This window comes from Bacillus haynesii, assembly GCF_001969855.1.
In the GTDB taxonomy this organism is placed as follows: Bacteria; Bacillota; Bacilli; order Bacillales; family Bacillaceae; genus Bacillus; species Bacillus haynesii.
The window spans coordinates 1-18,931 of sequence record NZ_MRBL01000011.1 but is presented as its reverse complement, the minus strand read 5'-3'; the positions used below and the strand labels follow the sequence as shown (position 1 = coordinate 18,931).

Here is an 18,931-nt window from a genome sequence, read left to right as displayed (position 1 = left end):
AAATAAATGCGCGTTAATATTACTTTAGCTTGCACTGAATGCGGCGAGCGTAACTATATTTCTACAAAAAACAAGCGTAACAATCCAGATCGCGTTGAATTCAAAAAGTATTGCCCACGTGACAAAAAATCAACATTACACCGCGAAACAAAGTAAGCAGCAGGGATTTTCCTGCTGTTTTTTTGTTTTTAAGGGGGAAAGAGATGTGAAGCGTTCTTTACGAAGCGAAGTCAGAAAGAGGCTTGCAAATATGCCGGAAGAGGAGTTTCATTTAAAGGCGGAAGCGATTCATCGGAAGCTTTTTCAATCCAAACAGTGGAAAAAAGCGTCTGTCATTGCCCTCACGATATCCAGAAATCGCGAAGTTCCGACAAAACCGATTATCGAACAGGCCCGGCTTGAAGGAAAAACGGTATGCATTCCGAAATGTATGCCTGAAACAAAAGAGATGCACTTTCGAAGCTATCAGGATGAAAGCGATCTTGAAGTCGTGTATTTTGGCCTGCAGGAACCGATCGTGCACAAAACCGAGCGGATGGAGCCCGAAGACATCGACTTCATCCTTGTGCCGGGAATTTGCTATGACCGTACAGGATACAGAATCGGCTATGGAGGCGGCTATTATGACAGATATCTGGCCGGTTTCACAAAAGATACCGCATCGTTGGCTTTCGAGTGCCAAGTGATCGATCATGTTCCAAAGGAGCCGCACGACATTCCGGTCAAGCGAGTTTTGACCGAGGACGCCGTTTACAACTGCAGCGACCATGCTGAATAATTATTGAAAAATGAGACACGATACGGTTATAGGTTATAGGAGGGATCATATGAGAAAAGTTACGTTCATTGTAGTAGGCGTCATTGCCGCCCTTGTGTTTTTTCAAAACCGTTATCGTGTCATCAATTTCATTCTCGGTCAAAACCAGATCCGTCACTATTTTATCCATTTGATGATGAGAATTCCGTTTTTTCGCAATAAGTTTATACAGCAGGCATTCTGAATCCCGTTTAAAAACGGGATTTTTTAAAGCGCTTAAAAGACGCAGAGTGACGCGTTTCCTGTTATAATGGACAAAAACAATTGTGGAGCGTCGGTATGTATTCAATCGATTATTTGTATTGGAATTTCATCGGGAACCTCTTAGACAGGGATTTTGAGCTTGTGCAGGCACCCGCTTCATTCGGAGAAGCCTGGCTTGAAGCGAGGGGGAGCGCGCCGTATGATTTGGTTCGCGTTTTCCGGAAGGATATCGATTTCAGACAGGATCTCGTCCGCGACCTGGAATCTCTTTATGAAAGGGCGGAGCGGCTGAGAGCAGGATCAGGGCAGCGAAAGCTCTCGATATTGAACGTCTATTTGTCGCAGGAAGCGCCTGTAGATGAGTGGGAAGATGTTGTCAGTCATCCGGTCGCAGATAAGCGGATCAGCATCGTGCCGGTTTTTATTGATCATGCTTCGGCTGAAGAAGGATTACGCAAACTCGCCGTTGCTTTAAACATGGGGCCTGATGAGCTAACAGGCCACATGCAGGATGCCGGATACGAAAATGTGGAAGAGAAGAGAGCCGAAGTATTAGCAGCGGCTAAAGCAAGAGAAGAAGAAAGGCGGCGGGAAGCGGCTGTATTTGAGAAGGGCAAACCGATGTTTACCTGGATTTTCGCAGTGCTTCAAGTCTTCATGTTTCTGCTTCTTGAAATGTCGGGCGGCAGCCAGAATACCGAAACGCTCATCCGGTTCGGGGCGAAGGAAAACAGCCTCCTGTTAGCCGGGGAATGGTGGCGGCTTGTCACGCCGATCGTTCTGCATATCGGATTGGTCCATCTCATGTTTAATACATTTGCATTATTGTCTGTTGGCGCCGCAGCAGAAAGAGTGTTTGGATCATTCCGCTTTCTTGTCATATACATATCAGCCGGAATTTTTGGATCGATCGGCAGCTTTCTGTTCAGCCCTTATCCGTCCGCAGGGGCTTCGGGAGCCATCTTCGGTTGTTTGGGAGCCCTTTTGTACCTGGCTTTTTCAAACCGGAAAGCTTTCTTAAAAACGATCGGAACAAATATCATTGTGATTATCATCCTGAACCTGGGCCTCGGTTTCACCATTTCAAATGTTGACAATGCCGGCCATATCGGCGGATTGATCGGCGGGCTCCTGACGGCCTTGGCTGTCGGAATCCCCGGAAAAAAAAGACCGCTCCAACGGCTGGCAGGCTGGGTTCTCATCTTTGTCATCGGAGGAGGGGCCCTGTACTTCGGGACACATTCAGCTTCGGTGCAGGAAAATGCCATGCTGCACCAGGCGGCGAAATGGTATGAAGAGGGAGACTATGAAAAGGTAAAGGATGCCTTACTGGAAGCAGGCTCAAAACCGGACGCTTCCAGCGACACTTTAAAGCTGCTCGCTTTTTCCGAAATTCGGCTCGGCGAGTATGAAAACGCCGAGAAAAGGTTCGAGGCCGTCGTTGAAAAAGATCCATCAGATCACACCTCCCTCTATTATCTCGCTTCGCTATATGCTCAAAAAGGCGAGCTTGCCAAAGCCGAACAGTCCATTGAAAGAGCGTTGGCAGAAAAGCCTGATGAAGAGATGTATAAAGCGCTTCGGGACGAGATTAAGAAAGAAACCGCCCGGTAATCAAGTATGAAAAGCTTCCGTTATGTTAAAAATGGTCTTTAGTAAAGACTCATTTGACGGGAGCTTTTAATATACAATGGAAAAAACGCATGCGGTCCAGAGAAATTTAGCGAAAAATGTTGAATATTTAAATGAAAAGCTTGGTGTCGACAAAAGCTTTGACATGATCCGGCTTGATGTCGTTTATGCCGGTAGAGACATGGCGCTTTATCTTGTCGACGGCTTTGTAAAAGATGATATTATGCACTACCTGCTTAAGAATCTCTCAAGGCTCACACCTGAAAGTCTGGAAGACGACCCGCTTGAAAAGCTGGTCAAAACATACATTCCTTATATCGAAATTGACACGGAGGATGACCTCGACAAAGCAGCCGCCCAGGTGCTGTCAGGTCCGGCCGTTCTTCTTGCCGACGGGGTTGACCATGCCATTATTATCGATGCCCGGACATATCCGGCAAGAAACCCGGAGGAACCCGACAATGAACGCGTCGTCAGAGGTTCAAGAGACGGCTTCGTCGAAACGATCGTGTTTAACACCGCACTGACGAGACGACGAATCCGCGACCGGTCTCTCAGAATGGAGTTCCTTCAGGTCGGCAGAAGAAGCAAAACGGATGTCGTCATCTGTTATTTGGAAGATATCGCTGATTTAGAAAGTGTAAAAAAGCTGAAACAATCGCTTGAAGCGATCGATACGGACGCTTTGACAATGGCGGAAAAGACACTGGAAGAATACATCGGCGGCCGTCATTGGAACCCTTATCCGACAGTCCGTTATACAGAAAGACCTGATACTGCGGCCGTTCATTTGTACGAAGGCCACATTCTCGTCTTTGTTGACGGCTCGCCAAGCGCGCTGATTACCCCAGTTACTTTTTGGCACCATCTACAGCATGCCGAGGAGTACAGAAACAAACCGCTTGCAGGCGCTTATTTGCGAATGGTCCGCTTTATATCTGTTTTGGCATCGATCTTTTTACTGCCGCTGTGGTTTCTGCTTTCCGTCCATCCCGATCTTTTGCCGGACGCCCTTGAATATATAGGGCCTGAAAAAAAAGGAGCCCTTCCGCTGCTTGCGCAATTCATCATTATTGAAATCGGCGTCGACATGATGAGGATGGCTGCAATCCACACCCCGTCGTCTCTGGCTACGGCTCTTGGACTCGTAGCTGCTTTAATGATCGGGGAAGTGGCGGTGCAGGTCGGGCTTTTCTCGCATGAAGTCGTCTTGTATCTCGCTGTCGCGGCCATTGGCACGTTTGCTACGCCGAGCTATGAGCTGAGCATAGCGAACAGGCTTGCAAGAATTGTTTTCCTGATCGCGGCCGGTGCATTCGGACCGATCGGCTTTGTCATCGCGATATTCTGCTGGGTGATTTATCTTGTCAGAATGAAGTCGTTTCATGTGCCGTATTTATGGCCGTTTATCCCTTTTGACTACAGAGCCTTCCGCGATATCGCGGTTCGCACGCCGATGCCGCTGAAAAATAGAAGACCCGTATTTTTGGATCCCCAGGATCCCGACCGCTGAATGTCTGTTTTCCGGCAGGAAAACAGGCTTTTTTTTGCTTGACGCCGGACAGCTTTATGAATACGCTAATGTTAGACCTTTAAAGAATGGTGAAATAAGATGAAAACAGCCTATGATGTACAGCTTTTGCTGAAACAGTTTGGATGTTATGTTTATTTTGGGGATCGCGAGCTTGAACTTGAATATATGATGGACGAACTGAAAGAAATGTTTCTTTCGAATCTGATAGAAAAAGAACAATGGGTTCAAGGTGTTTCAATTTTGCAGAATGAACTCACAAAAGTAAAGAGAAAATAAAAACAGGGATAAGAGGGGGAGCAGAATGAATGACAGCTGGCTGGTCGGGGTCGACCTTGGAGGAACAACAGTAAAACTCGCTTTTGTAAGCGCTTATGGCGAAATCCTGCACAAGTGGGAAATACCGACCGATAAATCGGGGAAAACGGTTACGGTAAGCATCGCAAAAGCCATCGACAGCAAATTGAAAGAGCTCGGCAAACCGAAACACATCTTAAAATGGATCGGCATGGGCGCTCCAGGCCCCGTCAATACGGAGACCGGCATCGTTTATAAAACGACGAATATGGGCTGGGAAAACTACCCGTTGAAAGACCATCTGGAAGCAGAGACAGGGATTGCGGCAGTCATCGAAAATGACGCGAACATCGCAGCTCTCGGCGAAATGTGGAAAGGAGCGGGCGACGGCGCAAAGGATTTGATTCTCGTAACATTGGGAACTGGCGTCGGAGGCGGCATTATTGTAAACGGAGAAATCGTCCGCGGGCAAAACGGAGCAGGCGGTGAAATCGGTCACATCTGTTCGGTTCCTGAAGGCGGAGCGCCGTGCAACTGCGGAAAAAGCGGCTGTATCGAAACGATCGCTTCGGCTACTGGCATCGTAAGGATTGCCAAAGAAAAAATAGAATCAGACCATCGAGATACAAGCTTGCGTGCATGTCCGGATTTAACGGCACGCGATATTTTTGAAGCGGCCCGAAAAAACGATCCTGTTGCTGGCGAAGTCGTCGATTATGTCACCAATCATTTAGGAATGGTCCTCGGCAATTTGGCGAGCTCGCTTAATCCTTCAAAAATCGTCATTGGCGGAGGCGTGTCAAAAGCAGGAGAAATCCTGCGCTCCAAAGTTGAACAATCTTTCAACCGCTTCGTATTCCCGCGGGCAGGTGAGGCGGCTGAGATCGTAATCGCTTCACTTGGAAACGACGCAGGCGTGATCGGCGGCGCATGGATCGCAAAAAATCAATGGCTGAAAAGCCAGGCGCAGCCTGTTTTATAAAGCATTTTCGGACCACTTTGCAGCATTGTTAACACTTTTAAGCCAATGTGAAAAATGATTGATTTTTTTGTACAGACAGGTTAAGATATGATTTAGTAATTTTAGCGTTTTTTCTAAAATAAACAATATGTGGAAATACCGTTTACTGAAACATGCGTTGCTGCATAGGGAGGTTTGGAATGCGAAAGTCATTTTTTTCGAAAATTTCGTTTTTGTTAATTGCGACATTGCTGATGTGGCTGAAAACGTATGTCGTTTACAAAACAAGCTTCAACATTAAAATTGAAAACTTCATGCAAGAGTTTATATTGTTCATCAATCCTTTAAGCTTTTTGCTGTTTATATTCGGAATCGGCCTGTTTTTCAAAGAAAAAAACAGGGACCGGTTTATTATCGGGGCAAGCATCGTCCTGACGTTTGTCTTGCTTGCTAACATGATCTTCTACCGTTTTTACAACGACTTTTTAACGATTCCTGTATTGTTCCAGACGAATAATATGGGTGATTTGGGAAGCAGCATCAACTCTTTGTTTATGCCGACCGATTTGCTTCTCATCGTTGACATTGTCATTTTAATTTGGCTGTACAAGCGCCAGCCTGCCAAAACAGGCGGAAAGGCGACAAGAAAGGAGCGCGCGGCTTATTATCTATTTGTCGCTGCCGTTTTCTTTTTCAATTTAGGGATTTCTGAAACAGAAAGACCGCAGCTTTTGACAAGATCGTTTGACAGGGAAGTTCTTGTGAAAAACATCAGTCTTTACAACTTTCATATCTATGACGGGCTGATCCAGTCGAAGCAGTCTGCACAGCGTGCGCTGGCCGACAGCAACAGCCTCACGGAGATTGAAAACTATGTCAGCGCAAACCGCACGGATACCAATAATGACCTGGCCGGGATCGCCAAAGGACGGAATGTGATCCTCGTTTCTCTGGAATCCACCCAAAGCTTTGTCGTGAACCAAAAGTTAAACGGCAAAGAGATTACGCCTTATTTAAACGACCTGATTAAACAAAGCTACAGTTTCGAGAATTTTTATCATCAGACAGGTCAAGGCAAAACGGCTGATTCCGAATTCATCGTCGACAACTCTCTCTACCCTCTTGGAAGAGGAGCGGTCTTCTTTACGAATGCAGGAAACGAATATGCGGCAATGCCTGAAATAATAAAGAACCACGGCTACTATTCCTCGATTTTCCATGCGAACAACAAAAGCTTCTGGAATCGGGATATTATGTACGAAACGTTGAAATATGATAAGTTTTACGATATCAAATCCTATGATGTAAACGAAGAAAACTCAGTGGGATGGGGACTGAAAGATAAGGAATTTTTCGAACAAACATCAGAGCTGATGAAAGAAATGCCTCAGCCGTTCTATACCCGTCTGATCACGCTGACAAACCATTTTCCGTTTGAGCTTGATGAGGAAGATAAACTGATCGATGAATTCGATTCAAAAAGCCGTACGTTAAACAGATATTTCCCGACCGTCCGCTATCAGGATGAAGCGCTTAAACGTTTTATTGAAAAGCTGAAAGAAGACGGCCTCTACGATAATTCTGTTATCGTGTTATACGGTGACCATTACGGGATTTCCGAAAACCATAACGAAGCGATGAGCCAATTCCTCGGCAGAGAAGTAACCCCTTTTGAGGAAGTGCAGCTTCAAAGAGTTCCGCTTGTGATCCACATTCCGGGAGTGACGGATAAAGAGCCGAAAACCATTGACACGGTCGGCGGCCAAATTGACATTCGGCCGACTATACTGAATCTTCTCGGAATTGATTCAAGCGATCAGATCCAGTTTGGGAACGACCTGTTTGCCAAAGACAAAACGGAGTTCACAGTGCTTCGCGACGGCAGCTTTATTACGAAAGACAAAGTATACACAGACGGCATATGCTATGATAAATCGACAGGCGAGCCGTCTAAAGATAAAAAAGGCTGTGAGCCGTACATTGAAAAAGCGAAACAGGAGCTTTCATACTCAGATCAAATCATTTACGGCGACTTGCTGAGATTTTATGACAGCGAGCGCTTAAAAAAGCAATCTGACTCCAAGCGAAAAGACAAGTAAGCTTCTCTTTTGGCGGAGAAAGCTGATACAGCAGGCCGGATATCGTTCCGGCCTGTTTTTAATGACAAGAGTCCGCCATAAAAATCATGATCCAAGCCAATGCCGGTTATGATATAATTGATAATGATTCTCTTTATCGATAATGAAACAAGAAAGAAGGTATGAAAAGTGAATATTAAAGGTAAGACGCTCGCTTCAGCGTGTTTTATACTATTATTAATCGCAGCATTGACGGCATGCGGTAATCAAACAGAGAGCAAAGATTCTTCTCAATCAAAAAGCGAAGAAACGATTACATACAAGGCTGAAAACGGAACGGTTAAAGTTCCGAAGCATCCGAAACGGGTGGTTGTCATGGCTGACGATTATTTCGGCTATTTCAAGACACTTGGTCTCAATGTAGTGGGTGCCCCTGACAGGGTATTCAAAAATCCTTATTTCAAGGGGAAAACAGATGGTGTGACAAACATTGGTGAAGGAAATTCAGCTGAAAAGGTTATTCAATTAAAACCGGACCTGATTGTCGTATGGACGACCCAAGGCGCCGATATCGAAAAGCTGGAAAAAATCGCTCCGACGGTCGCTTTGAAATATGACAGTCTGAATAACACTGAACGGCTGAAGGATTTCGCAAAAATGACAGGCACTGAAGATCAAGCGGAGAAATGGCTGGCTGAATGGGACAAAAAAGTTGCGGCGGCCAAATCGAAAGTTCAAAAAGCAGTCGGGGACAAAACGGTTTCCATTATGCAAACAAACGGCAAAGAAATCTTTGTATTCGGCGATCAATTCGGAAGGGGAGGAAGCATTGTTTATCAAGATCTCGGCTTAAAGGCGACAAAGCTGACGAAGGAAAAAGCAATCGACGAAGGTCCGGGCTACACGAGCATTTCTTTAGAAAAGCTGCCTGACTTCGCTGGAGATTATATATTTATAGGACCTTGGGAATCAAGCGGAGACGACAGCGCCGTGCTTAATACCTCCATTTGGAAGAACCTTGGCGCGGTCAAAAATCAACATGTCTATAAAATCGACCCTGTCGGCTTCTATTTTTCCGATCCGATTTCATTAGAGGGCCAGCTCGACTTTGTTACAGAAAGCTTAACGAAATAGAAGAACTTCCGCCTTATTGGGCGGAAGTTTTTTTGTAGGCTGAAACCGGGCTTAACCCTCATTGAAAAAGCGTTTTTTAGGAGCAAACCAAGGAGAGTTTTTAAACGAGCATCGATCATATGCTATTGTGGGAGGGATCATTGATGGCATTCATCTACATCAAACCGGAGTTAAAGCAGAATATGGAAAGACTGTCTGACATCCTGAACATACCTGAACCGCTTTTGATCAGCGCAAATGCAAATGCACCCGCGGACGAATTTTATTTTCCGGGAGCATCTTTTCAAGCAGGAAAAAACGTGCCAGCAGCCGAAACATATGAACAGCTGCAAATATTGGTGAATCAATACACACTTGAAGATGAACAGTGGCTGACAAAAACAGTCGTTTACGATTCAGCAGAATTGAAAAAGGAAATTGACAGATTGACGGAATGCTTTCCGTTTGTTACTTCCCGCATCATCGGCCGCTCAAGTATGGGCCAGCCTATATATGAACTGCTCCTTGGAGCTGAAAATGCCGGAAAAAGAACGCATATAAATGCCTCTTTTCATGCCAATGAATGGATCACCACTTCTGTTTTAATGAAATGGCTCAAAGAATACTGTTATCATTTATGTACAGGCCGATCCGCTTTAGGTTTTTCACCGCTCGATATTTTTTCATCAACAAAGCTGTCCGTCGTACCGATCGTTAATCCCGACGGGGTTGACCTTGTGCTTAACGGCCCCGGTCATCTTGGGATCGCGCGGGAAGCACTGGATGAGTTGAATGAGCATCAGCGGGATTTCCGGGAATGGAAAGCCAATATAAACGGAGTGGATTTAAATAATCAGTTTCCGTCTTTTTGGGAGATCGAAAAACAGAGAAAGCCGCCTAAATCCCCTTCCTACAGAGACTACCCCGGAGATGAACCGCTGACAGAACCGGAAGCGGCAGCGATGAGGGATTTAATCGCAAACGAGCCGCCTGATCGGCTTGTGGCGCTTCACACACAGGGAGAGGAAATTTATTGGGGATACAAGGGGCTCGAGCCTCCTGAATCAGCTGATGTGATCCAAACATTTGAGCGCCTGAGCGGTTACAAGGGCGTCAGATATATAGACAGCTATGCAGGATTTAGAGATTGGTTTATTCATTATTTCGGAAGAGAAGGATATACTGTTGAACTTGGCAAAGGAAAAAATCCTTTACCGCTGAAACAATTTGACGATATATATTGTAAAAGCAGAGGAATACTTTGGGCATCCTGCTTTTTTGAAAGCTGAAACTTTTCACGGTGAAAATCGTAAATTAGACAGCCAATCATTTATGGAGGGAGAATGGCCGGTTTGAGAGTTTCATTATTGATTATTGCCGCTGTGATGACCGTGGCTGCGGCTGGTTGCACGCCGCAGCATCAGGAAGGATCGAAAAGCGTTCATCATGAGGAGCCGGAAGGGAAAAGAGAAAGCAGTGCAGCAGTAAAAGATAAAAAAGTGATAGCGCTCAAGGACCGGCACTTTGATGAAGCGGCAGGCTGGCTTGATAATGAAACCGTTATATACACCGCAACCGATCCGGTCGCAGGAAGTGAAGTCAAATCATATGATATATTTAAAGGGACGGGCGAAACGATCTACAAGACGGATGACAGGCTGATAGCGGCGGAAGTAAACAGGGAAAAAGGCATGATTCTCATCCAAACCGCCGGAAACGGCTCTGAAATGAAGTTAACTTTGCTTAATTTACAAGGAAAACAGCTGTTCACAAAAAAAATTCGCACGCATGAACTGCAAGTGGACTGGAATCGGTTCGATCCTTATCTTTTATATGTCACAACATTCACGAAAGACTGGAATTATGAATCGCGCCTGATTGATGCAAAAGAAGAGCAAACGGAAAAAGACATCGCACAGGCTGCCTTTATTCATTGGACTTCCGCGGACACTTTTGACTATATCAAATGGAATGAACGGGACCGGGAAAAACCGGCTCCTGTTTATTCCTACAACACAGCGGACGGACGGGAAAAGAAGCTCGCTGGTGATGCCGTACTGCTCGATGTTGTGGGCGATTTGCGGCTGATCGTAACGCCTTCATCCAATCATCGTCAGGGCACCTACATATTTTCAGACGTTTCTTCGTCGGAAAAGAAAATGTCTTTCAAACTGCCGCTGTTCTCGGAATATGGCAGCCTGTCACCGATGGAATACAGTTATGATCCTCGGGATGAGTTGTTTTATACGTATCAGCCGAATGAGTCGGGCTCCTTGTATGATCTGATTTCCGTCAGCCTCAAATCAGGCAAACGGGAAGTCATTCGTGAAAAAGTGGAAATGCTTCCGATTACCATATCTCCTGACGGGGATTATGTATTGTACGGCTATACTCAGGATCAAATCATTTCACTCAACTCAAAAACAGCAGCGCCCCTTGTAACTAAAGAATAGAAAGGAGAATGAACAGTGGCCATAGCAGACGTCACCATCATACCGATCGGTACTGAGACTCCGAGCGTAAGCGCGTATGTAGCGGAGATTCAAACCATTTTGGAAGGATTTAAAAAAGAAGGCAAAATCAATTATCAGCTGACACCGATGAATACGTTGATTGAAGGAGAATTAAGTGATTTATTTCAGGTGATTCAGACGATTCACGAAGCGCCTTTCCAAAAAGGCATCCACAGAGTAGCGACAAATATCAGGATTGACGACCGCCGTGACAAGAAAACGACGATGGAAGGCAAGCTTGCAAGCGTCCAGCGTCATTTCAGTCAATAAGAAAGACAGCCTTATTCCGTTATTTCGGAATAAGGCTGTCTTTGTCTAAAGAGCACCGGGTTTAGTGGACTGTCGGATAACCGCTGTTAATAATTGTCATGACGGTAAACCATCCGAACACTAAAAAAGCCGCCCCGCCAAATAAGATGCCAAGAACGTTGATTTTTTTAAGAGAACGAAGAACCCCAAGAGCAGATAATATCGTGACTAGACCGAAAATGATCACGAGCAACATCAACATAAACCCCCTTCGCTTGGATCCCCTGCAGTATATTTCCAATTTTATTTTAACCGTTTTCATCAAATTTGTCGAGGACAACATGATTCATTGAAAGTTTCTCACAAAACCTTCATAATGGAACAAAGAAAGATGAATCTGAGGTGAAAAAAATGAAATGGAGAAGAATGCCATTAGGGCCTATCCAGACGAATGCTTATATTTTATCCAATGACGACGGTACCTGCTTAATATTTGATCCCGGCAGCGAATCAGGGAAGCTGAATGCATACATAAAAGAAAAAGGGCTGAAACCTCTTGCTGTATTGCTCACTCACGCTCATTTTGATCATATCGGGGCTGTGGACAATGTCAGAAAAGAATGGAACATTCCTGTATACGTACATAAAAATGAAGCTGAATGGCTGACAGATCCTTCATTAAACGGTTCAGCGCTGCTTACAGGACAGACGATCATAGCAGGAAAAGCAGATCATCTGATCGAAGAAGAGGGGGATCTTAAAATCGGCCCTTTTACGCTCCGCGTGCTCTTTACACCCGGGCATTCTCCGGGCAGCATCTCGTATTATGCGGAAGAGGAAAACCTGATCGTTTCCGGGGATGTTTTGTTTCAAGGAGGGATCGGGCGTACAGACCTGCCGGGAGGCAATCAAAAGGTACTGATGGACAGTATTCATCAAAAATTGCTGACGCTTCCGGAAGAGACGCTTGTGTTAAGCGGTCACGGCCCAGAGACGGACATTGCAACAGAACAGGAACAAAACCCGTTCATCAACGGATTTACTTTGTAAAACATTAAAAAGACGATCCCGATGGATCGTCTTTTTAATGGCCTCCTTGCCCGGGAACCATAATGAACACAGAATAATATGTAAATGCGGCAAAAAAGACTGTCAAGTAAGCACCGAAAATATAAATGTACATCCGCTCGGTCAAGTTGAGATACGATAAGAACACAAAGAATACAGTTTGACCGAAGAACAGCAGTGATGCATCTTTCATATTTCCTAAATAAAACATGACCGCAAAAATACCTGTCCAGAAACCTAACACACGGAACATGCGATTCATTTATATCCCTCCCAAAAAGCCCCTTTGATTTTATTATAAGCCAATTTATCTTGAAATGTAAACATTTTCATTTTGGGAAAATCAATTCATTTTTTACAATTTTGTGATAAGCATTTTTAAAAAATCACCTGACAGGTGTTTAAACGGAAAACATCACGGGTACTAAAACATACAAAGACAAAGTCAGTACATTTTAAGGAGGAATCATTCATGGAAGAGCTGACCTTTTATTCATACCCCAGCTGCACATCATGCCGGAAAACGAAACATTGGCTGAAAGCGAATCAGGTTGACTTTACAGAGCGGCATCTTTTTAGGGAAACGCCAAATCAGGACGAGCTGAAACATATTTTGTCTCTCACGACCGAAGGAATCGATGAAATATTGGCGACAAGAAGCCAGGCATTTAAAGAGTTAAATCTTGATATTGAAGAATTAACGGTAAGCGAAGTGCTGGAATTGTTAATTCAAAAACCAAAGCTGCTGAGACGCCCGATTATCGTAAACGGTGATAAGCTGGTTGTCGGATACAATCCCGGCGAACTCTTAAAACTAAAAAAACACACCTTACACCGTTCTGTTTCCTGAAAAAAACGAAGATTGCTGACACATTGCATGTTCAGCATATCTTCGTTTTTTCGCCTGTGTAACTGGGCTAGCTGGATTCGAACCAGCGCGTCACGGAGTCAAAGTCCGTTGCCTTACCGCTTGGCTATAGCCCAATGCGTTTACGTATAGTGTTGACAATCGATTTCGTTTTATACATAGTGATCAAAACGTTGGTCATGAAGCCGATTGATTTTTAAAGGAAAACAATGAGGAGGATTGACATGGAATACAAGCATGCAGCCCTTTATGAGCATCTGGTCAAACAGGCGGACAGAATCACCGAAGAATGGCTGTCCCGAACAGCGTCTGAAAAAGAAAAAACGGCACAGCAATATAATGACTTTATCCTGGCTGTTTCAAAGGTATTTGCCAAGGATGAACAGGCGCTGTGCTGGGATAAAGCTTCCGGATGCGCCAAGGAAATTGCCTACGACAGGGCTGTCAGCCAAATTCCGGTTACCGATAGCATAAAGGGTTTTAAAGTGTGCCGTGAACTTTTAATGGATGAGATCGAGCAATTTTCAGATGAATATGCACCGGACAGTTCAAAAAAAGACTTTTTTATCTGGAATAAACAGCTTCACCTAATGATGGATGAGGTCATTGAGCAGTTTATTCTTGAATATGAGCATACGACAAAGAGCCAATTGAAGGCGCAGACTGAAATGATTCGCGAACTGAGCGCACCGGTCATCCCGGTATCAGAACACATCGGTGTGCTGCCGCTCATTGGTGAAATTGATACTCACAGGGCAACGGTGATCATTGAAGCTGCGCTCAAGCAGTGTGCTGAGCTACATCTCTCTCATCTGTTTATTGATATTTCCGGTGTTCCTGTCGTCGATACGATGGTTGCCTACCAGTTGTTCAAAGTTGTAGACAGCACAAAGCTACTTGGCGTTGAAACGGTTCTTTCGGGTGTGAGACCGGAGATTGCTCAAACAGTTGTGAAGCTTGGCATGGATTTTTCACATATTAAAACAGAACAGAGTCTTGCTAAGGCGCTTTGCAATAAAGGCTTCTGCATCCAAGAGGACGGTAAGGCCGGAGAGAAGGTCTAAATTTCATACTTCAGCGGCTTGAAGTCGAATAAAATAGTCAAATCGGTATTCGGAAATTCCGTTTTTGTTTCGTATTCAGCTTGACTTGCGCTTTTTAAGGATTTGATGCTTCCGATGGTTTTCGTATAAACTGCGCTTAGAAAGGAGGCGCAATGGTTTGTACGCGATTGAATCATTAAGCGGAAGATTAATTGACGAGGCATATAGAATGAAGGCGTCAGACATTCATATTGTTCCCGGTGAAAAAGAAGCGGTGGTCCGCTTCAGGATTGATGACGAACTGTTTCAAAAAGACAGATTAACGAGAAATGAGTGCTCAAGGCTCATTTCTCACTTTAAATTCCTTTCTTCGATGGACATTGGTGAAAGACGGCTGCCGCAAAGCGGGGCTTTGACTCTTTATATCAACCGTCAGCCCGTTCATTTAAGAATGTCCACGCTGCCCACCATCCATGATGAAAGCCTGGTCATCAGGCTTCTTCCCAAGATGAGCAGCAAGCCGCTCACAAAGCTCTCATTGTTTCCGAGTGCAACATTCAAGCTGCTGTCTTTTCTGAAGCATTCCCATGGATTAATGCTGTTCACCGGTCCGACAGGCTCTGGGAAAACGACAACACTCTATTCTTTAATTGAATACGCCAAGCGGCATTTTAAGCGAAATATCATTACGTTGGAAGACCCTGTCGAATCAAGAAGCGAAAATATTTTGCAAGTACAAGTGAACGAAAAAGCGGGCATGACTTATTCTGCGGGGTTGAAGGCGGTGCTGCGCCACGATCCGGATATGATCATCCTGGGGGAAATTCGCGATGCCGAAACAGCCCAAATCGCAGTCAGGGCCGCCTTAACTGGACACCTTGTTTTATCGAGCATGCATGCGAAAAATGCTAAAGGTGCGATATACAGACTGCTCGAGCTTGGCGTTGATATGACAGAAATTGAACAAACATTGGTCGCAATCAGCGCCCAGCGTCTTGTCGGTCTCGTCTGCCCGTTTTGTGGCGACAGCTGCTCTGTGTATTGCAAATTGTCGAGACCTGTGAGAAGAGCAAGCGTCTTCGAACTTTTGTACGGAAAAAGCCTCAATCTCTGCATCGAGGAAGCAAAAGGCAGATGCGATGGCATTAAAACAGAAACTTTGAAAACGCTGATCCAGAAGGGAATAGCACTCGGATATCTGCCGTCAAATACTTATGAACGCTGGATAGGCCATGAAGATTAAAATGAAGTGGCCCGTCCGGGAACAGGCGGACCTTCTGAAAAAGCTCGGAGACATGATGCAGAGCGGATATACGATTTTGGATGCTTTAAGTATGCTGAAATTGCAATTGAATGAAAGACGGAGAGCAGATTTGACATTTGCGATGGAGAAGCTGACAGAAGGGCATCCTTTGTTTCAAGTGCTTGAAATGATTTCATTTCATAAGGATGCTGTTACCATTGTTTACTTTGCCGAACAGCATGGGAATTTGCCATTTGCCTTTCTGCAGAGCGGAGAACTGCTGCACCGCAAGATCGTTCAAACCGAAAAATTAAAGAAAGCCGCCAGATATCCCTTGTTTTTAGTTTTAACGGTCTGCGTCATCATCTCTATTATGAAATCAGCAATCGTTCCGCAATTTTCCGCCATCTATGAATCGATGAACGTTGAAACGTCTTTTGCAACGACCCTCATCTTTTCTGTTTTCGATCATTTTTATCTTTTTTTCGCGGGATTGTCGTTGATTGCCGCAGCCCTATCCCTCTATTATCTGTGTTCATTCCGCCATAAACCTCCAGAAGACAAAATGACCTTTCTCATGAGAATTCCCTTGCTGGGTCAAACCTTCAAACTATTCAACAGTTATTTTTTATCGCTCCAGCTGAGCAATCTTTTGCAAGCTGGTCTGTCTGTATATGACAGTTTAAAAGCATTTGAAAGCCAGCCGTTTTTATCATTTCATAAACATGAAGTGAAGCGCCTGATCGTGCGGCTGAAACAGGGGGAGAGTCTCGAGCAGATGCTCGCCGGACATCCGTTTTATGAAAATGATTTGGCAAAGGCTGTTGCTCACGGCCAATTAAACGGACACTTATACAGAGAGTTGTATTCATATAGTCAATTTTTGATTGAGCGGCTTGAAAGGAAAGCCGAGAAATGGACAGGCCTGATCCAGCCATTGATTTACGGACTAACCGCGGCGATGATATTAATTCTTTATTTGTCTATGCTTTTGCCAATGTATCAAATGATGAACCAGCTATAAGGAGGACGGAACTGTGAATGAAAAGGGATTTACACTGATCGAAATAAATAGGGGTAATAACCCCTTATTTTTGTTTTCAATTACTTTTGGAGTAATGCCAGGGGAAGGGGTCTTCATTAACTAACACTTTCACATCAAAGTTTAAGCCTCCCACGTTTGCTTTTAATATGATATGGTCTCTATAAACAATACCTTCAGGAAAGATTTTTCCCATTAGCATAGCTCTTTCGAGAGGAGTAAAATCACTATCAAAAAAATTAATTGACTCGAAAAGTTCGCTAAGAAAATCGTAACTCCACGAATCACTTTTCAATGTTTCAAGCTTCGCTTTATCTCTTTTAAGTTGTGTTTGAAGATTTTCTGTTATGTTCTTGATTTCAAGCTGTTTCTTATTTAATTGATCCTTTGTTAGATGATTGTCCAAGTATAAATCAATCAGCTTTTCATTTTTGGTGGTGTGCTTCTGGATGATTTGTTCATTGTTTTTTATGTTTTGTTCAAGTTGAGTAATTTCTTCCTTTTCATTTTCAAGATTTACGTATTGTTTTGCTAATTCTTTACTGGTGACAATATCTTTAATTGCTTGTATGATATTACCCTCAACTCTAACTGTATTTATACTCACATCACAAACTGACCCATCAGCTAGTCTCAATTTTCGGCCATGCTTTAGATAATAACGGGGAGCCTCTTTTGTACCGTGAGCAGCAAGACTGATTTTTCTTCCACACTCACCACATACAAAATATGTTCTCCTTAACAGGTGGAGATCATTTCTCTTTCTGCTCGTAACTTTATATTGATTTCCTCTTTTATTTCGTTCAATCTGAATTTTCTCCCAAGTTTCTTTAGTTCTTAACTTGGGAAAGATATTCTCTGCAGCAATCACTTCACCATTCGCAAATGTTTTTTCTTGAACACCATGATATGCTTTTGTGGTCAGCCTAGTATGTACTAAATGCTCATTCCACATAATCCCGGAAGGCGTTTTTGAGATTTTATTAAGTTCATCTGTAATGCTTCTCATTCCTAGTTGTTCTTCCAGGTATAATCGATCAATGAATGGAATTACCCAAGCCCATTCTTTTTTTAATTTATATTGTTCTTCCTTCTTTTCGTAATAATATTCATATGGAGCCTGGCCCCAGCCTTTACCTTCACGCATTCTTTGGCGTTTTCCACGCATCATTCTTTTCACAAGAGCTTTCTTTTCTCTCTTGGCAATTAAATTTTTAATGTCACTAACAAATTCTTGATCTTCATCATCTAGATCTACTATAGTTCCAGGTTCAGCGATTTTCACTTTGTTTTCACGAAGAGTAGACTTTAAATATTCCCATGATATTGTATCCAGACGAGAAAGTCTATCTTGATCAATGCAGACAACGACATCAATTTTACCTTCTTCGACAATGTCGAGAAGGGCATTTAAGCCCTTTTTATGCAGCTTCCCGCCAGATTCGATATCTTGAAATTCATCCACCAATCGCCATCTTTGTTGTTCCACATATCGGTGGAGTTCAGTTGTTTGCGCTCGTAGAGAATACTTTTCTTCTTGCATCTTTGTTGAAACACGTATATAGATGGCGGCTCGCATAAAATCAACCTTTCCATAAAATAGAAATTCAAACGAATAAACCAGGTAATCATCTATTTAGTACTGATGATAAAACTTCTTCATTCACTTTAGTGATATTAAGATAGCTAGTAATAACATCTTTTGATATTTTTAAGGTGACTGGCGAAAAGCTAGAAATCATTTTCTCAAAATCTAACTTTTTTTCTATAATTATTTCGTATTGTAGTAATTCTAAATACCGCATAATATCCATAACATTATTAGGTTCACTTATAAAAACTCCAACTAAATGAGTTAATTTAGAAAGGTAATGTGGCTCTATAAAGACCTCATGACCAATATCCTCAGTGTTAGTAATTTTCTGCAAGATAGGTCTCATATCTCGTACAAGGTTAATTTTATTAGTTAAGCCGTTTACACCTCCATGTATATATTCTAAAACTCCTTGAGGGATATCTGAAATATTTCTATGCATAATATAATTGCAGCATTCGAAAATAGTTCTGCAGAATAAAATTACAATTTCCATTAGTATGAACTTATGAGTCTTATCGTTGTATTTAAAGTTTTTATAGAAATCATTTTTTTCTAACATAACTAAAAGTGTCTTTAAGTTTGTTGGATTATCATTAAACCAATATCTCACGTTTAAGTATTTATAAATCATTGAATATTCGTCAGTAAGAGAATTAATTATTTCTAATTTGTTTG

At 43.4% G+C, this 18,931-nt stretch carries 21 protein-coding genes and 1 tRNA gene; 17 read left to right on the top strand and 5 right to left on the bottom strand.

Annotated features, from left to right (window positions below):
- Window positions 1-6: 6 nt before the first annotated feature.
- The 12 genes from rpmG (at window position 7) to BTA31_RS10335 (ending at window position 11,416) form a co-directional block, all read left to right on the top strand.
- Window positions 7-156 carry a 50S ribosomal protein L33 gene (rpmG, locus tag BTA31_RS10385; RefSeq protein WP_003183500.1) on the top strand — a complete coding sequence of 50 codons (150 nt, stop codon included), beginning with the start codon at window positions 7-9 and terminating at the stop codon, window positions 154-156.
- 49 nt (window positions 157-205) lie between these two features.
- Complete coding sequence (locus tag BTA31_RS10380; RefSeq protein ID WP_076791357.1) at window positions 206-778, top strand: 5-formyltetrahydrofolate cyclo-ligase; 573 nt, start codon at window positions 206-208, stop codon at window positions 776-778.
- Between the two features lie 49 nt (window positions 779-827).
- The gene (locus BTA31_RS23015; protein ID WP_003183498.1) at window positions 828-1,001 is read left to right on the top strand and encodes a hypothetical protein; all 174 of its coding nucleotides are present in this window, start codon (window positions 828-830) and stop codon (window positions 999-1,001) included.
- Between the two features lie 95 nt (window positions 1,002-1,096).
- Entirely contained in the window at window positions 1,097-2,635 is a 1,539-nt protein-coding gene (locus tag BTA31_RS10375; RefSeq protein WP_076791354.1) for a rhomboid family intramembrane serine protease, read from the top strand.
- A 76-nt stretch (window positions 2,636-2,711) separates the two neighbouring features.
- Window positions 2,712-4,166, top strand: a complete 1,455-nt coding sequence (locus BTA31_RS10370) for a spore germination protein (RefSeq protein WP_043927902.1) — start codon at window positions 2,712-2,714, stop codon at window positions 4,164-4,166.
- Between the two features lie 99 nt (window positions 4,167-4,265).
- Window positions 4,266-4,463: a YqgQ family protein gene (locus BTA31_RS10365; protein ID WP_043927901.1), complete on the top strand. Its 198-nt coding sequence runs from the start codon at window positions 4,266-4,268 to the stop codon at window positions 4,461-4,463.
- A 25-nt stretch (window positions 4,464-4,488) separates the two neighbouring features.
- Window positions 4,489-5,463, top strand: coding sequence for an ROK family glucokinase (locus tag BTA31_RS10360; protein WP_076791352.1), 975 nt, complete (start codon window positions 4,489-4,491; stop codon window positions 5,461-5,463).
- A gap of 179 nt (window positions 5,464-5,642) precedes the next feature.
- Complete coding sequence (locus BTA31_RS10355) at window positions 5,643-7,541, top strand: LTA synthase family protein (protein WP_076791349.1); 1,899 nt, start codon at window positions 5,643-5,645, stop codon at window positions 7,539-7,541.
- Window positions 7,542-7,709: 168 nt separating this feature from the next.
- Window positions 7,710-8,654 carry an iron-hydroxamate ABC transporter substrate-binding protein gene (locus BTA31_RS10350; protein WP_076791347.1) on the top strand — a complete coding sequence of 315 codons (945 nt, stop codon included), beginning with the start codon at window positions 7,710-7,712 and terminating at the stop codon, window positions 8,652-8,654.
- Window positions 8,655-8,797: 143 nt separating this feature from the next.
- Window positions 8,798-9,922 carry a M14 family metallopeptidase gene (locus BTA31_RS10345; protein ID WP_076791344.1) on the top strand — a complete coding sequence of 375 codons (1,125 nt, stop codon included), beginning with the start codon at window positions 8,798-8,800 and terminating at the stop codon, window positions 9,920-9,922.
- A gap of 63 nt (window positions 9,923-9,985) precedes the next feature.
- Window positions 9,986-11,086, top strand: coding sequence for a YqgU-like beta propeller domain-containing protein (locus BTA31_RS10340; RefSeq protein ID WP_479688708.1), 1,101 nt, complete (start codon window positions 9,986-9,988; stop codon window positions 11,084-11,086).
- A 15-nt stretch (window positions 11,087-11,101) separates the two neighbouring features.
- Window positions 11,102-11,416 (top strand): MTH1187 family thiamine-binding protein, encoded by a 315-nt coding sequence (locus tag BTA31_RS10335; RefSeq protein WP_003183487.1) that lies wholly within the window; start codon window positions 11,102-11,104, stop codon window positions 11,414-11,416.
- Window positions 11,417-11,477: 61 nt separating this feature from the next.
- Here the strand turns inward: BTA31_RS10335 and BTA31_RS10330 are convergent, their stop codons facing one another.
- Entirely contained in the window at window positions 11,478-11,651 is a 174-nt protein-coding gene (locus tag BTA31_RS10330; RefSeq protein WP_043927890.1) for a DUF2759 domain-containing protein, read from the bottom strand.
- Between the two features lie 155 nt (window positions 11,652-11,806).
- Here BTA31_RS10330 and BTA31_RS10325 point away from each other — a divergent pair, with 155 nt between their 5' ends.
- Window positions 11,807-12,445 carry an MBL fold metallo-hydrolase gene (locus BTA31_RS10325; protein ID WP_076791504.1) on the top strand — a complete coding sequence of 213 codons (639 nt, stop codon included), beginning with the start codon at window positions 11,807-11,809 and terminating at the stop codon, window positions 12,443-12,445.
- A gap of 34 nt (window positions 12,446-12,479) precedes the next feature.
- Here BTA31_RS10325 and BTA31_RS10320 read toward each other — a convergent pair whose 3' ends face one another.
- Window positions 12,480-12,725 (bottom strand): DUF2626 domain-containing protein, encoded by a 246-nt coding sequence (locus BTA31_RS10320; protein ID WP_020452180.1) that lies wholly within the window; start codon window positions 12,723-12,725, stop codon window positions 12,480-12,482.
- 210 nt (window positions 12,726-12,935) lie between these two features.
- On the opposite strand from BTA31_RS10320, the gene BTA31_RS10315 reads away from it, so the two are divergent.
- Window positions 12,936-13,313, top strand: coding sequence for a Spx/MgsR family RNA polymerase-binding regulatory protein (locus BTA31_RS10315; protein ID WP_003183482.1), 378 nt, complete (start codon window positions 12,936-12,938; stop codon window positions 13,311-13,313).
- Window positions 13,314-13,375: 62 nt separating this feature from the next.
- Here BTA31_RS10315 and BTA31_RS10310 read toward each other — a convergent pair.
- Window positions 13,376-13,447, bottom strand: a tRNA-Gln gene (locus BTA31_RS10310).
- A 108-nt stretch (window positions 13,448-13,555) separates the two neighbouring features.
- Between BTA31_RS10310 and BTA31_RS10305 the strand changes: the two genes are divergently transcribed.
- From BTA31_RS10305 to comGB, 3 genes are all read left to right on the top strand, one after another.
- Window positions 13,556-14,395 (top strand): STAS domain-containing protein, encoded by an 840-nt coding sequence (locus BTA31_RS10305; protein ID WP_076791339.1) that lies wholly within the window; start codon window positions 13,556-13,558, stop codon window positions 14,393-14,395.
- Between the two features lie 157 nt (window positions 14,396-14,552).
- Window positions 14,553-15,617 (top strand): competence type IV pilus ATPase ComGA, encoded by a 1,065-nt coding sequence (gene comGA / locus BTA31_RS10300; protein WP_043927887.1) that lies wholly within the window; start codon window positions 14,553-14,555, stop codon window positions 15,615-15,617.
- Entirely contained in the window at window positions 15,607-16,641 is a 1,035-nt protein-coding gene (comGB, locus tag BTA31_RS10295; protein ID WP_076791337.1) for a competence type IV pilus assembly protein ComGB, read from the top strand. The genes comGA and comGB overlap by 11 nt, the downstream gene beginning before the upstream one ends.
- A 76-nt stretch (window positions 16,642-16,717) precedes the next feature.
- Here comGB and BTA31_RS10290 read toward each other — a convergent pair whose 3' ends face one another.
- Window positions 16,718-18,238, bottom strand: a complete 1,521-nt coding sequence (locus BTA31_RS10290) for a recombinase family protein (RefSeq protein ID WP_076791334.1) — start codon at window positions 18,236-18,238, stop codon at window positions 16,718-16,720.
- A 49-nt stretch (window positions 18,239-18,287) separates the two neighbouring features.
- Window positions 18,288-18,931 (bottom strand): hypothetical protein (locus BTA31_RS22850; protein WP_158039112.1); only part of this gene is annotated, 644 nt, incomplete at its 5' end.